General features: G+C 39.1%; 15 protein-coding genes. 11 read left to right on the top strand and 4 right to left on the bottom strand.

Annotated features, from left to right (window positions below; all coding sequences use genetic code 11):
• Positions 1 to 31: 31 nt before the first annotated feature.
• The 5 genes from ACQ2HF_RS09695 to ACQ2HF_RS09675 all read left to right on the top strand — a co-directional run bounded on the left by ACQ2HF_RS09695 (position 32) and on the right by ACQ2HF_RS09675 (position 7,673).
• Positions 32 to 6,136, top strand: coding sequence for an HYR domain-containing protein (locus ACQ2HF_RS09695; RefSeq protein WP_432410226.1), 6,105 nt, complete (start codon positions 32 to 34; stop codon positions 6,134 to 6,136).
• 80 nt (positions 6,137 to 6,216) lie between these two features.
• On the top strand, positions 6,217 to 6,405 hold the full coding sequence (locus tag ACQ2HF_RS09690; RefSeq protein WP_432410225.1) for a hypothetical protein: 189 nt from the start codon (positions 6,217 to 6,219) through the stop codon (positions 6,403 to 6,405).
• Complete coding sequence (locus ACQ2HF_RS09685; protein WP_432410224.1) at positions 6,405 to 6,755, top strand: DoxX family protein; 351 nt, start codon at positions 6,405 to 6,407, stop codon at positions 6,753 to 6,755. The genes ACQ2HF_RS09690 and ACQ2HF_RS09685 overlap by 1 nt, the downstream gene beginning before the upstream one ends.
• 1 nt (position 6,756) lies before the next feature.
• On the top strand, positions 6,757 to 7,368 hold the full coding sequence (locus ACQ2HF_RS09680; protein ID WP_432410223.1) for an alpha-ketoglutarate-dependent dioxygenase AlkB family protein: 612 nt from the start codon (positions 6,757 to 6,759) through the stop codon (positions 7,366 to 7,368).
• Positions 7,369 to 7,391: 23 nt separating this feature from the next.
• On the top strand, positions 7,392 to 7,673 hold the full coding sequence (locus ACQ2HF_RS09675) for a TIGR03643 family protein (RefSeq protein ID WP_432413076.1): 282 nt from the start codon (positions 7,392 to 7,394) through the stop codon (positions 7,671 to 7,673).
• Here the strand turns inward: ACQ2HF_RS09675 and ACQ2HF_RS09670 are convergent, their stop codons facing one another.
• A complete protein-coding gene (locus ACQ2HF_RS09670) occupies positions 7,674 to 8,453 on the bottom strand; it encodes a S1/P1 nuclease (RefSeq protein ID WP_432410222.1) in 780 nt (259 codons plus the stop codon).
• Between the two features lie 127 nt (positions 8,454 to 8,580).
• Here ACQ2HF_RS09670 and ACQ2HF_RS09665 point away from each other — a divergent pair, with 127 nt between their 5' ends.
• From ACQ2HF_RS09665 to ACQ2HF_RS09640, 6 genes are all read left to right on the top strand, one after another.
• Positions 8,581 to 9,441 carry an SPFH domain-containing protein gene (locus ACQ2HF_RS09665; protein WP_432410221.1) on the top strand — a complete coding sequence of 287 codons (861 nt, stop codon included), beginning with the start codon at positions 8,581 to 8,583 and terminating at the stop codon, positions 9,439 to 9,441.
• Between the two features lie 183 nt (positions 9,442 to 9,624).
• Entirely contained in the window at positions 9,625 to 10,137 is a 513-nt protein-coding gene (locus tag ACQ2HF_RS09660; protein ID WP_432410220.1) for a hypothetical protein, read from the top strand.
• A complete protein-coding gene (locus ACQ2HF_RS09655; RefSeq protein WP_432410219.1) occupies positions 10,127 to 11,065 on the top strand; it encodes an alpha/beta hydrolase family protein in 939 nt (312 codons plus the stop codon). Before ACQ2HF_RS09660 ends, ACQ2HF_RS09655 begins: the two co-directional genes overlap by 11 nt.
• 21 nt (positions 11,066 to 11,086) lie before the next feature.
• The gene (locus ACQ2HF_RS09650) at positions 11,087 to 11,242 is read left to right on the top strand and encodes an Arc family DNA binding domain-containing protein (protein ID WP_432410218.1); all 156 of its coding nucleotides are present in this window, start codon (positions 11,087 to 11,089) and stop codon (positions 11,240 to 11,242) included.
• Between the two features lie 65 nt (positions 11,243 to 11,307).
• A complete protein-coding gene (locus tag ACQ2HF_RS09645; RefSeq protein ID WP_432410217.1) occupies positions 11,308 to 12,645 on the top strand; it encodes a DUF819 domain-containing protein in 1,338 nt (445 codons plus the stop codon).
• A 76-nt stretch (positions 12,646 to 12,721) separates the two neighbouring features.
• Positions 12,722 to 13,423: a DUF4369 domain-containing protein gene (locus ACQ2HF_RS09640; RefSeq protein WP_432410216.1), complete on the top strand. Its 702-nt coding sequence runs from the start codon at positions 12,722 to 12,724 to the stop codon at positions 13,421 to 13,423.
• 27 nt (positions 13,424 to 13,450) lie between these two features.
• On the opposite strand, the gene ACQ2HF_RS09635 is transcribed toward ACQ2HF_RS09640, so the two are convergent.
• Genes ACQ2HF_RS09635 through ACQ2HF_RS09625 form a run of 3 tightly spaced genes read right to left on the bottom strand, consistent with a single transcriptional unit; the run spans position 13,451 to position 15,194 of the window.
• Positions 13,451 to 13,723: a hypothetical protein gene (locus tag ACQ2HF_RS09635; protein ID WP_432410215.1), complete on the bottom strand. Its 273-nt coding sequence runs from the start codon at positions 13,721 to 13,723 to the stop codon at positions 13,451 to 13,453.
• 39 nt (positions 13,724 to 13,762) lie between these two features.
• Entirely contained in the window at positions 13,763 to 14,746 is a 984-nt protein-coding gene (locus ACQ2HF_RS09630) for a type I phosphomannose isomerase catalytic subunit (RefSeq protein ID WP_432410214.1), read from the bottom strand.
• Positions 14,739 to 15,194, bottom strand: coding sequence for a peroxiredoxin (locus tag ACQ2HF_RS09625; protein ID WP_432410213.1), 456 nt, complete (start codon positions 15,192 to 15,194; stop codon positions 14,739 to 14,741). Before ACQ2HF_RS09625 ends, ACQ2HF_RS09630 begins: the two co-directional genes overlap by 8 nt.
• Positions 15,195 to 15,197 lie beyond the last annotated feature (3 nt).

The following is a 15,197-nucleotide window of genomic DNA, read 5'->3' as shown; positions in this document are numbered from 1 at the left end:
ATATTGTCTGCATAACCACACTCCCACCATTATGAAAAAAATTACTTATTTCTTCATTGTAGTATTAGCATATATTTCACAAAGCACGTATGCACAAACACTGCTGTGGAATGAGAATTTTGGATTAGATGCAGCCTGTACTAACCAAAATCAAAATGCAAATGGTGTTATCACAACAAATGGCACTTGGGCTGTAACTTCAATAGGAACTCAAGGTACAGCTGCCAATGAATGGTTTATAAGTTCTGCAGAAGCTTTTACAGGAACGGGTAGTTGTGGCGATGGATGTTTTTCTAACCCAACCCTCAGCAACCAAACATTACACGTAGGGTCTGTAGCATTCGGAGTATGCCCAACAGGCGATTGTGGGGCAACATATAATGTAGGCGCAACAGGAGAAACTCATAAAAGAATTGAAAGTCCTGTTATTAATGCTACAGGAGTTTATGGACTCTCCATTTCGTTCGATTATATGCATTTTGGTGAAGACACTAATGATAAAGCAGGCTTAGTTTACTTTGACGGTACAACTTGGTCTACGCTGGTAGCTACATTACCAAAAACCGCTTGCTGTGGTGGAGGTTGCGGAACTCCTTTGGCTCAAGGGCAATGGGCTGCTACGAAATACACGTTAGATTTACCAATTTCAGCAAATAATAATCCAAATATAAAAATTGGAATCTTATGGGATAACGATGCAAATGGTGTTGGTGCAGATCCTTCTTTTGCTATAGATACTATTGAAGTTACCTATGCGGTTTCTTGTGCTTTATTTACTACTAACATAGTATATGTAGATGCAAACGGTACCGGAGCAAATAATGGCACCTCTTGGGTAGATGCTTTTACGGACTTACAAGACGCTATAACTGCAGCTGAAGTCTGTGCAAGTGTAAACACTATTTATATTGCTGAAGGAACCTATTACCCAACCACCACAGCAGATAGAACCATTAGTTTTGAAATTCCAGGAAATACCAATGTGTATGGTGGTTTTTCTCCAAATAATGGAGTTATAAATTTGGTTACAAGAGATTTTAATACCTATCCTACTATTTTAGATGGTGATATTGGAGTTCTTGCAACTACAACAGATAATTCTTACCATGTAATTTCATTGTTAGACACCGGAACTACCAATATATTAGATGGTCTTATTATAAGAAATGGATATGCAAATGGGAGTGGCACTAACAACCTAGGAGGCGGTATTTACGCACCCAATGCACAACAAGAAATCACAGTAATTAACAGTACTATTTCAAATAATTTCGCTACTGAAAGCGGTGGTGGCTTTTATGTAAGAGATGCTGGTAATGTATATATCTTTACTACAAAAATTAACTTTAACACCTCGGCTAATCTAGGAGGTGGATTCTCAAATGTAAATTCAGAGCTTAGAACAGAGAATGTACTTTTTCATGACAACAGTGCAACATTAGGTGGCGGACTCAACTACGAAACAAGCTCACTTCTTTTTGATGTAGAAATTATTGGTAATACGTTTACCCAAAATACTGCTAGCACTTCAGGATCTGCCATATATTTAAACAATACAGGAGAAGTTATTTTTTATTTTATCAACAATATATTCTGGAATAATGGACCTGGTTCAATTGACATATTAAATTTTCCAAATCTAACACAGTCAGGTAGTAACAGTTTATATGAAAGCGGCCCTTTAACTGGAGATTGTTGTTTATTTAACATAGATCCTTTGTTTACCAATCCTGCAGTATATGATTTTAGCTTACAATCCACCTCCCCTGTCATTGATGTTGGTGTAAATAGTGATGTTACACAAGCAACAGACCTAAACCGAAATACTAGAATTATAGATGGTAATAGCGATGGTACTGCCACCGTAGACTATGGTGCTTATGAAACTGCTGAAGTACCGGATACTACGCCACCGGTAATCACCTGCCCAGCAGATATCGTTGGAGATTGCGGTACAAATCCTGTAACATATACTGTTACTGTTACAGACAATATTACCAATCCGTTTCCGCCACTAGAAACCATTGCAGGATTCACATTTTTGGGTACCAACCAAAATAAAACCTATTATTTGTCTGATGCACCCGCAACAGCTGATGTCGCTTTCGCAAATGCAGCAGGTTTAGGTGTAACCGTTGCAACAGTGGAAGATGCTGCAACAAATACCTATCTAAGAAATGCCATCACAGCCCAAGCAGGGGGAATACAGGTGTACATAGGATATAACGATGCTACTACAGAAGGTGCTTTTGAATGGCAAAGTGGTAGCACAGCAACGTACACCAATTGGAATCCTGGAGAACCTAATGATCTTGGAGGAGAAGATTATACCTTAATGACAGGAACTGGAAGTTGGAATGATGTTCAAGTAACCAGTTCAGCTAGATATGTTATTGAATATTTTGGAACACTCGAACAAACCGCTGGATTTTCTCCTAACTCCGATTTTCCGATTGGCACAACAACCAATACTTTTGTGGCTACCGATTTTTCTGGCAATACAAACACCTGTAGTTTCGATGTAACCCTTACCGATACAACAGATCCCGTTATCGTATGTCCAGGAGATATAACCCAAAATAATGACCCAGGTTTATGTGGTGCTTTTGTAGACTATGCCATTCCAGTTCCTGTTGATGACTGTGCTCCAACACAGCCCGTTTCAATACAGCAAATAGATCATAATTACAATTCAACTATTTTTTGTAATACAGGCTCCAGTCACCTTCGTATCTTTAATCTACCTACAGAAGGTGTTACAACAGACTACCTACTCGAAAATATAAATCTAGGAATTGCCAGCACGAACACTACTGAAAGTTTTAATGTGAACATATACCTGGGAGACCAGTTAGAACATCCTATACAAACCTATGCTGCACCGCTATCTGGTCAAATTCCTCCACTTTTTTCAGTAAACATACCATCTCCTGGTTTTAACACCTATGTAGATGTTCCTGTAAATATTTTTATTCCTACTAATAAAACTGTGATAGTAGAGGTACACCTGCCCGTAGATGCAAATACACGAGCTATTTATAATAATGATACTACATCAGAAACAGCTATAGGATATTTAAATTGTAATGGTCAAAATTATACGCCACCATTAAGTGCTGGATTATTGATTCGCTTAGAAGGCCAAGAATATTTACAGCAAAATACCATACAAACAGCAGGATTAAGCCCTAATAGTTTTTTCCCGATTGGAACCACCACCAACACATTTGTGGTAACAGACGGTGGTGGAAACACAGATACTTGTAGTTTTGACATTACTATAAATGATACCGAACTGCCAGTATTAACGTGTCCAGCAGATATTATTGCAGATAACGGTTTAGGAGTTTGTGGAGCTATTATTGACTACACTGTATATGGATCTGAAAATTGCGATGTTGCCCCTATACCTGGTTTTGAGCAAATAGGTTTTACAAATGAAAAAGCATATTATATTTCAGATGGCATTTTTACAGGTCCCGATGCATTTGCAGATGCCTTATTACAAGGAGGCGTTGTTGCCACAATACCTTCTGCAGAAACTCAGGTATTTTTATTTGATCGACTTCTAGCAAAAAATAAAACTTATGTTCACATCGGTCTTACCGATGTAGCAGCCGAAGGCACTTTTGAATGGCAGGATGGATCTCCTGTAACCTATACAAACTGGGCTCCAGGTCAACCCGGAGCTGGTAGTGTGAATAGAAATTATGTACAACTATACAGTGACACGTTTTGGTACAATGATGTAGACGATAGTGCAGCATTTCCATATATTTTAGAGATAGCAAATACAACAATTTTAACTCAAACTTCGGGCCTCCCTAGCGGAAGTGAATTCCCAGTAGGCACTACCACAAATACATTTGAAGTGACAGATCCTTCAGGAAATATAGGAAGTTGTAGTTTTGATGTTACGGTGAATGACACGGAAGCACCTGTAGCTGTATGTATGGATATTACCATCCAACTAGACGCTACTGGAAATGCAACTATTATCGCTGCCGATGTAGATGGAGGCAGTACCGACAATTGCGCTGTAACCGATTACCAAATAGATATAGATACGTTTAGCTGCGCAGATGTAGGAACACCTGTTACTGTTACGCTTACCATTTTTGACGATGCATTAAATTCATCTAGCTGTACAGCCATAGTTACTGTGGAAGATGTTACCGCACCGGTCATTACCTGCCCCACAGATCAAACTGAAACCTTTGATGGGAATTGCGAGTTTACACTGCCAGATTATACAGGATTGGCAACCGTAACAGAAGCCTGTGACCCTACTCCATCTGTGACACAATCACCAGCGCCAGGCACTATAATTACAGGAAATACCGTAATTACTTTAACGGCGCCAGATGCTTCTTCAAATTCAGATTCCTGTACATTTACTGTACTCCTAGTAGACGACACACCTCCAACAGCAGTGTGCCAGGCCTTTACGGCCCAACTAGATGCAGCAGGAATTGCTGTAATTACAACAACAGATGTAGATGGTGGCAGTACAGACAATTGCTCCATTGCCTCTATGAGCGTATCACCCAACACATTTACCTGTGCGGAGGTAGGCACACAAACAGTAACCTTAACGGTTACAGATACTGCTGGAAATATAAGTACGTGTGATGCTATTGTTATTGTAGAGGATACCATTCCTCCAACCGCAGTTTGTCAAGATATTACTGTTTCGCTAGCAACAGATAATACTGTGACTATTTTACCAGGCGACTTGGATGGCGGAAATTCAGATAATTGTAGCGTGGCATCCATCACTGCATCGCAAACCACCTTTACCTGTGACGATATTGGAATGAATACAATTACAGTAACGGTAACAGATGTGAATGGAAATACCAGCACTTGCACGTCAATTGTAACGGTACTTGAAGACACACCACCAATCGCAATTTGCCAGCCTTTCACTGCGCAATTGGACGCAACAGGGATGGTGACAATTTTAGCTTCAGATGTAGATGGAGGCAGTACAGACAACTGTGCAATAGATACTATTACCTTGAGCCAGAATACATTTGATTGTAATGACGTGGGTGAAAATACAGTTATTATGACAGTGACGGACGTTTCTGGAAATAGTACAAGCTGTACAGCAATTGTTACTGTACAAGATACCGTAGCGCCAGAAGCAATGTGTCAGGATATAACCATTCAGTTAGATGCTACGGGAATGGCTACCATAGAACCACAAGATGTAGACGGTGGCAGCTTTGATGCTTGTGGCATTGTAACCATTGCCATAGACAGAGATACTTTTGATTGTAGTACTGTTGGACCTAACAACGTAACACTTTCTGTGACCGATGTAAACGGTAATGTAGGCACCTGTATTGCCGTTGTAACAGTTGAAGAAGAAAATGCAATCCCTATGGCTGTTTGCCAGAATATTACCGTACCGTTACAACAAGATGGAACAGCGGTTATAAATGCAAGTGATATAGACGGAGGTTCTACTGGAGGAGGATGTGCGAATGGCATTACCATAGATATAGATACTTTTGATTGTGGTGATGTGGGAACCCCTATACAAGTTACCCTTAGCGTAACGAATGGCAATGGTACTATTGATACGTGTACCGCAATTGTAAATGTTGTGGACACCTTAGATCCGGTGATTAACTGCCCAGAGAGTCAAACAGTTCAAACAAATGGGACACTTTATTCGTTGCCAGATTATGTTGCCTTGGGAGAAGTATATGCAGAAGACAACTGCCTGGATACTACAAATATTTCACAAACTCCAGTAGCAGGCACCCTTTTGGATAATGGGGAGTATACTATAAACTTTGTCGCTACAGATCCTTCCGGCAACGAAGCAGCCTGCTCTTTCAGGCTTACCATTGAAGGTGTTCTGGACATACCCACACAGGAAAACCTGGCGACACTAAGCATATTCCCTAACCCGGCTACGAACGTTGTTAACCTTTCCAACCCTAATCATATTAATTTAAAGGAAGTTCAACTTTATGACGTAACCGGTAGGCTCATCAAGACTTTTAAAATCGATAACGCTACAGCGCACCAAATGGATATTTCAGAGATTGCCAGTGCAACCTATTTCTTGCTTATTTCTTCTGAAAATGGACAGCTCATCAAACAGTTGGTAAAAGAATAGATAACTCATTTCTAAGGAAACTTAAAAAAACCCCTTCCAACTAGTGATGGGGTTTTTGCTTTTATCCCTACTTTTACATTATGAAAAATATTTTATTTTTAGTTATAATATTTACGCTTGCCATCTCTTGCAGAGAGCAGGTTGAAAAAGAAGAAAAAATGATTCCCGTCGAAGCAGATGGTGGTATTGGTGATGGAGCTCCTTCTCTGGATTCATTACTGCAAAATGAAAAAGATTCGCTACAAACAAAACCTAAAGATACCCTATAATGTTACCTTGGCATCAATACGTATTAGGCTTAGTTTTTATCGTTGCAGGAGCGTTTCATTTTCAGAAACCCAAAATGTACCAACGTATCATTCCGCCCTATTTACCGTCGCCCAGCACATTGGTGGTAGTAAGCGGTCTTGCTGAAATGATCGCAGGATTTTTACTCCTCAATCCAGAAGGTCAAACTATTGGAGCTTGGGCAATTATAGCGATGCTAGTAGCTTTTATTCCTGTACATATTTATATGTTACAAAATGAAAAAGCCGCGATGAAACTTCCGAAGTGGGCTTTAATAATTAGGCTACCGTTACAATTTGCCTTAATGTATTGGGCGTATCTTTATACGTAATATGGATTTATTTTCTTCGTTAGAATTTCAACAAGAACAGCTGTTAGAACTTCCTGAGGCAGACATTCTTTATGTGCCCAACTTTCTTTCGGCTGAAGAAGCCGCACATTATTTCACTATATTTCAGAAAGACATCCACTGGCAACAAGACGATATAAAAATCTTCGGGAAAACATACCAGCAACCCAGACTAACAGCGTTATACGGAGAAAAAGATAAGAGTTACCGCTACTCCAACATCACGATGCACCCCGAACCATTTACTGCATTACTTCTTGAAATAAAAAGTAGAATTGAAAAAAAATGGAATACAACTTTTAATGTAGTCCTGTTAAATTTGTACCGTGATGGAAGCGACAGCAACGGTTGGCACAGTGACGATGAAAAAGAGTTAGGCACCAATCCTGTCATAGCTTCTGTAAGTTTAAGAGCAAAAAGAATATTTCAACTTAGAAACAAAGCCAATAAAAAACTGCGTCACAAGGTAGAACTCAATGCCGGAAGTTTGTTGCTTATGAAAGGAACTACTCAGGAATGTTGGCAACATCAAATTCCTAAGACCAAAAAAGCCGTAAACCCGCGAATAAATCTTACTTTTAGATATATACACTAAAAACGCACGCAATGACAACTTTTATGGAAAGAGACTTTACCGAAAGAGAATTAGACAGAATTATAGAAATGGCATGGGAAGACAGAACGCCTTTTGAAGCCATTACATTTCAGTTTCAATTATCTGAACAAGACGTAATAGAAGTCATGCGTCGGGAGATGAAACCTTCCAGTTTTAGAATGTGGAGAAAGCGCGTACAGGGAAGAGCTACCAAACACGCCAAATTAAGAGATTCTGAGATGGACCGCTTTAAAAGTAGCCGCCAGAAACAGATTACACACAATAAAATTTCAAAAAAAAACTAACTATCCAAAGATCTCATTCAACAACACTGCCAAACGTATCCCTCCTTTTTGCAATTGTCCTCGGACTACATGTACATAATCGTACATATAACGGTATCCTAATTTATCTCCTATTTCGGTAGTGGCATACACCTCTTTACACAATATGCGACTTTCGTTCATCCAATCTTTTACGGTACCCTCTTGTATGGCTTGAAGCTGAAATTTTGAAAGCTTTGCTGCATTGGCCGCAAGTTCGCTATAAGACATCTCGTAACTATCTAGCATTTTACTATCCCAAACAGTATGTAAGTTCGTCCCATCATTAAACCAGCGTACCTGAAAATCGTTACCGCCCTTATCATCTGCCACCCCAATGTGCATAGGTTGGTGTAAATCGCCCATAAAATGAACCAACATTTTAAGGTAAAAAGCTTTTTCATCTTTGGTAGCCTTATCCGCTTTTAAAACCGAAACACATGTATTGATTGCTGCATACAAATCTCCCTTTTCACTTTTTTCTGAGGCTTCATAGCTGCCATCAAAAGCAAAGTTCACATAATGCCATGGTCCGTATTTTCTGTAGGCAGGATCACTTTTTATATCGTCTCCATAATTTGAAACTAAAGCTAAAGACTCTCCATTTAGCAACTTATTGATAGTTCTTTTTGCCTTTTTTGAAAGGTATTGCTCGGCAATTTCACCTGTTGCCCTGTGTCCTGTTTTTCCCCAGTCTTCAGCTGCCGAAGTAAGTTGAATGCTTAGTGAAACCAATAAAACTGTGATTATATAACGTACCATTAGCGATGTATTTCATACAAAGATACCATTCCTCTTTTGAAGCTATTGTTAAATTAATTTGGAAAATTCAGAATAAAAAACCTATATTTGTTTAATATCACTTTAATATCATTTTAAATCAACTATTATGTCGAACGAAAAAATCTCTACTCCCTCCAACGGCTACTTTATGCTGTTTTTGTTTTTCCTGCTTTTTATTGGTAGTATTGCTGCCATTTTCATCACCCGAGTTCCTTGGTTTGGGGTACTTATATTTCTTTGCCTGTTTATCCTACCCGGTTTTGTATTGGTAAATCCTAATGGTTCACGCGTATTATTACTGTTTGGAGAATACAAAGGCACTATTAAAAAGAACGGGCTGTTTTGGGTAAATCCGTTTTACACCAAGCAGAAAATTTCACTACGTGCCAGAAACTTCGATAGTGAGCGCCTAAAAGTGAATGACAAATTAGGAAATCCAATTATCATTAGTACTATTTTGGTTTGGCGCGTAAGTGATACTCACAAAGCTGCTTATGATGTAGACAATTATGAAAATTTTGTGCGTATCCAGACCGATGCTGCGGTACGTGAACTAGCGAGCAAATATCCCTACGATAACTTTGCAGACGAAGGTACCGATGAAGACATTACACTACGTTCAAGTATGAGCGAAGTAAACGAAGCTTTAGAGAAAGAATTGGAAGATAGGTTGGATATCGCAGGTATTGAAGTGTTAGAATCCAGAATTGGTTACCTCGCCTACGCCAATGAAATTGCGAGTGCTATGTTGAGAAGACAACAAGCGACTGCCATTGTAGCAGCGCGTCACAAGATTGTAGAGGGCGCCGTAAGTATGGTAGAAATGGCTCTGGCCGAACTAAGCCGAAAACAAATAATTACCTTGGACGAAGAAAGAAAAGCGGCTATGGTAAGTAACTTAATGGTTATTTTATGTAGTGACAAGGATGCTTCACCCGTTATAAACGCAGGAACCTTAAACACATAATCTATAGACTATGAACGAATATAAAATTTTAAAATCTGAATTTCACTGGTAGGACAATACCACAAAATTTGAAGACGTTCTCAACGATTCAGCAAGAGAGGGTTGGAACGTTGTAGGGTTTACAACCATGGGACAAGCGGCACATCAATTTTTTGCACTATTAGAAAGACCAAAGCATAGATAATGAGAATATTTTCTGAAATTCAAAAGTTTGATCAGTGGTGGGTACAAATTCTTATCTACGGACTTTTCCTGGCTTCTATTGTGGGTCTTATACTAGGAATATCTGAAATTTCAGAAGGCAACGTTTCAGACTTTTTAATTGAAAAAGCGCCCCCATTTTTAATTCTAGCGTTAGTTTCAGTAGTGTTATTCACCACAAAATTAAAGACCAGAATTGATGAAAAAGGCATTCACTACGGGTTTGCGCCTTTTCAGAAAAAACTACGAACCGCATCTTGGCAACAAATTGAAAAGGTATATATAAGAAAATATAAGCCTTTACGTGAGTATGGAGGCTGGGGGTATAAGTATTCCTTAAAAGGAAACGGGAAAGTTTATAATACAAAAGGCAATATGGGCATACAGATTGTGTTTAAAGACCATAGCAAGACTTTGGTGGGCACACAAGAACCCGATGTAGCCCAAAAAGTGATTGATAACTACATTTCAAAAAACACCAGATATGAAAATTAAATTGCTTTTAGTATGTATTACCCTTAGCACTTCGTTATTTGCTCAGGATGGAATTAAACTTAATCAGAAAGATATAAGTGTAAGCGCGTTTATAGACGGAACCATTCTCACTCCTGAAACTTCCGGCAAATCTCCTTTAGTCATTCTTATTGCCGACTCCGGACCTACAGACCGAAATGGAAACCAGCAAATGATGACGAACAACCATCTAAAGTTTTTGGCCGAAGGTTTGTATACAAAAGGTATTGCTACGTTTAGATACGATAAGCGTATTATCAAACAAATGAAAGATCGCACCATTAATGAACAAAGCATTCGTTTTGACGATTTTATAAAAGATGCCCAGGATATTGTAGCCTATTTTAAACGGTCGGATGCCTTTTCAAAAATCATCGTCCTTGGTCATGGTCAGGGTTCAACCGTTGGGATGGTAGCAGCTCAAAATGGGGTAGATGGCTATATTTCTATAGCAGGTCCTGGTCGCAGTATTGACAATGTGATTGTAGAACAACTTTCACAACAAGCGCCTGGTCTTAAAGATAATGCCCGCACTGCCTTTGATGAATTAGCAGCCAACGGAAGTACACAAAACTATAGTGAAGGACTGGCATCTATTTTTCGACCCAGTATTCAGCCTTTTATTAGAAGTTGGATGCGATATGACCCAGCATTGGAAATAGCAAAACTTGATATTCCCGTACTCATTATAGCTGGAGACAAAGATATACAGGTGTTACCGTCAGAAGGTGAAGTTTTGAGAATGGCTAAGCCAGATGCTACCTATACCATTATTAGGAATATGAACCATCCCTTAAAAGAACTTAAAGCAGATGATGATGACTTGGTGAACCAAAAATCATACAACGAGCCTAGAAGACCGGTAATTCCTCAGCTTATTGAAGCCGTAGCAACCTTTGTAAAAAAGTAACCAGAAAAAAGACATCCTAAAATGTCCAAAAAGAAAGCATTCGCATTGCGAGTAAATGAAGATACTATGAAGGCCATTGAAAAATGGGCTGCAGATGAATTTCGCAGCACTAATGGCCAAATTGAATGGATGCTTCATGAAATGCTTAAAAAAGCGAATCGATTGCCGAAGAAGTAAAATTTCAGAATAGAGAAGTATCTAGATTGAAATAGAAAATGTATTTTGCAAAAAAACTAATTACCATGCAAGATACCATTACTGAAATCGTAAAAGATACCACGCCATTTATTACCAGTGACACCGTAGTTTTTGGACTCTTAATGGTAGCATTGGCACTAATTTTCTACACGTCACACTTAAAACAAGGGTTTTGGTTTAAATTTTACAAGATTGTTCCTGCTCTTTTTATGGCATATCTCATACCAGCTATTTTTACCTCGGTTGGACTTATTGCTCCCGAGTGGACTACTGTGCAGGAAAGTGGCGCTGTTGTGGAAGGAAGTACAAATCTTTACTATATGGCAAGTAGGTATTTATTACCCGCAGCTCTTGTATTAATGACGCTGAGTATGGATTTAAAAGCCGTATTTAACCTAGGTCCCAAAGCACTTATTATGTTCTTTACGGGTACCGTTGGGATTATTCTTGGAGGTCCTATTGCTGTCATGGTGATTGGTTTAATTTCACCTGAAACCGTTGGAGGTGTTGGGCCAGACGCTGTATGGAGAGGGCTGTCCACCCTCGCTGGTAGTTGGATTGGCGGTGGTGCTAATCAAGCCGCTATGCTAGAAGTTTATGAATTTAACCCAAGCCAGTATGGGCAAATGGTTTTTGTAGATATTGTAGTTGCCAATGTTTGGATGGCTATATTACTGATAGGTATTGGTAAAGCTGCCAAAATTGACAAATGGTTAAAAGCAGATACATCGGCCATTGAAAAATTAAAGGAAAAAGTTGAAAATTATTCTTCAAAAGTAACCCGAAACCCTACTCTCACAGATTATATGATTTTAGCAGGGATCGCCTTTGGTACGGTAAGTATAGCACATTTTGGAGCAGGCTATTTAAGCGCTGCTTTTGAAGGCTTTGTTACAGGTTTGGAACCAGGAATTACTAGAAATTCCCTCACATTCCTAAATTCCAGCTTCTTCTGGATGGTTTCAATAACTACTATAATTGGAATTATTTTATCGTATACCAAAGCCAAAAACTATGAAGGTGCCGGCGCCAGTAAAATAGGAAGTATTTTCATCTATATTTTAGTAGCCAGTATTGGAATGAAGATTGATATTATGCAAATTTTCAACAATCCGGGATTACTTTCCGTAGGGTTTATGTGGATGGCGATACACGCGGGACTTCTTATTTTGGTGGCAAAAATAATTCGTGCCCCCTACTTCTTTTTAGCTGTGGGAAGTCAGGCCAACGTTGGTGGAGCCGCCTCTGCTCCTATTGTAGCTTCTGCGTTTCATCCTTCCCTGGCGACTGTTGGGGTTTTATTAGCTGTGTTTGGGTATGCGATAGGAACCTTAGGTGCTGTATTGTGTACGGTAATGATGCGATTGGTAGCGGTTGGATAAATTCTTCGGAATTCTATTCTGAAGATTGCCCAATCAAGGGTAATTTTGCATCTTTGCCGACTTCTAAATAAGACTTATGAAATCGTACTTTTCCGTAATACTAATCGTTTTACTTGTTTTTACCAGTTGTGCTCCAGAACACGAAATGAAGCTTACCGGCTCCGTGGATGGGCTCAAAAAAGGAACGCTTATTCTTCAGAAAATTGAAGATACCACCTTGGTTTCTGTAGATTCTATACAAATGACAGGTGATGAAACCTTTGAATTTTCGGTTTCGGTAGCTAGTCCGCAAGTGCATTATTTGTATTTGCGTTTAAAGAACGGTGATCTGCTGGACGAACGTATTCCGTTTTTTGCTGAAGAAGGTGAGCTAAACATTACCACAACCCTGGAAAAATTTGGTACCGAATACAAGGTGACTGGTTCCAAAAACCAGGAAAAGCTAGAGGAGTATAAAAAATTGATGCAACGTTATGCTAATAAAAATCTAGAGGTAGTTTCGCTAAAATTAAAAGCGCTGGCCGAACAAAACGATTCGGTGTATGCGGTGTTACAGAAACAAGAAGAAAGTGTGTTACGAAGTAAATATCTTGCTTCAGTAAACTATGCTTTGACACAAAAAGAATTTGAAATTGCCCCGTACATTATAGTCTATGAGACCCAAGGGCTTACACAAAAATACTTAGACACCGTGTACAAAGCACTACCACAAAATATAAAAGACTCCAAATACGGAACCGATCTGGAGTCTTTACTGGCAGCACAAGCTGCTAATTAAATGTTATACCAATTAAATTGGTAGTACTTACAGCGCATTAATCTTATCGATTAATTTTCTACCATTCTTTTCTAAATCCTGGTTTACCGCCTTAAAATGTGCTTTTTTATCTGCATTTGCAACGCTTCGATCGTTTACTTTTACGATAAGATCGTCAAAAGTAGTGATAGCATCGTCGATGATTGCTTGTGATTTTTTGGTGTCTTTCTCTGGATTGGTAAGCTCCCATATGTAGACTGCTTCAATTATATCGCCTAAAACGTAATTAATATCTCTTTTTAAATTGCGTACACTCGCCATGTTTTTTTGTTTAAAATTATGGGCGCAAGGTACGAATTACTACGGAATGTACACCTCTAAAAATGTGGCGTTTTCGGTTTTAATTTGGTAGTTTGTACAGCAGGCTGGAATAAGGATCGTTTCACCTTTTTGTATTGTGGTGGAGGTGTCTTCGGTAATAAATTCGGCTTTACCCTGGGTACACATATACACTTTGCAGCTTTCATTTTGAAAATTTTCTATGTTGAAATTTTCTGATACTACTAGCTTATGGGTTACAAAATAAGGACAGGAAACCAAAAGAACACGTTGATTTAAAAGATCTGTGTAGGTTATTTTAGGATTGGTTGTAGTAAACTGAATGGCATCCAAGGCTTCTTTGGTATGTAGTTCCCGAAACGTTCCATCGGTATCTGGGCGATCCCAATCGTAAATGCGATAGGTAATATCACTGGTTTGCTGAATTTCAGCTAATAAAACACCTGCTCCAATAGCGTGCACCAAACCGGGCTCAATAAAATACGCTTCATCTTGGTGCACTTCTTCAGCATGTAAAACTGACGTGATTTTTTTAGTTTTTAAAATTTCAGCATAGGTAGTTTTATTCAGCTTTTTATTAAAACCTAAGATAAGCCGGGCATCATTTTCAGCTTGCAAAATATACCACATTTCTGTTTTCCCAAAGGCATTGTGACGTTCCTGCGCCAAGGCATCGTTAGGATGTAATTGCACCGAAAGGTCTTGCTCTGCATCTATAAACTTGAACAACAAAGGAAACTGATCGCCATATTTTTGATACACCCGCTCCCCTACTAAATCTGATGTGTATTTCTGAATAAGTTGGGTGATTTCCTCTCCTTTCAACGCTCCGTTTGAAACCTTTGAAATTGTACCCTGCACTCCCGAGATTTCCCAGCTTTCGCCAAGGTGATTGCTGTTATCTCGGCTTTTTTTGTCGAGAATTGTTTGTAGCTTGCTGCCTCCCCATACTTTTTCTTTCAGTTCGGGAACAAATTGCAAGGGATATAATTTTGGTTTATCCATCGCTATTTTTTTGAAGGTATTGCAGTGATTTTTCTATGTGCTTTGTGGCGCCCATAGATTCAAATTTGTAGACTAGGATTCCGCTGGCATCAAATACGAAAGTTTCTCTTCCGGGTAGTAAACCCAGCATCGTACTTTGCACGTTAAATAGTTTACGAACCTTCTTCTTAGTATCTGCCAGTAACACAAAAGGCAAACGATACCGTTTTGCAAATTTTTGATGGGACACATCTGTATCTGCACTAATCCCAATTACTTCTGCACCAAGATCTTTAAAGTCTTCGTAGGCATCTCTAAAACTACAGGCTTCTTTGGTACATCCAGGGGTGAAATTTTTAGGATAAAAATAGATAACAACGGGCTGCTTTCCTTTCACGAGTTCGCTCGCATACGGCTCACCGTTTTGATCGTTTAAAGTAAAATCTGGAAGTGTGTCGCCTTTGTTCATTGC

This window comes from Rasiella sp. SM2506, assembly GCF_050859505.1.
GTDB lineage: Bacteria > Bacteroidota > Bacteroidia > Flavobacteriales > Flavobacteriaceae > Marinirhabdus.
This window is presented reverse-complemented; position numbering and strand designations above follow the sequence as displayed.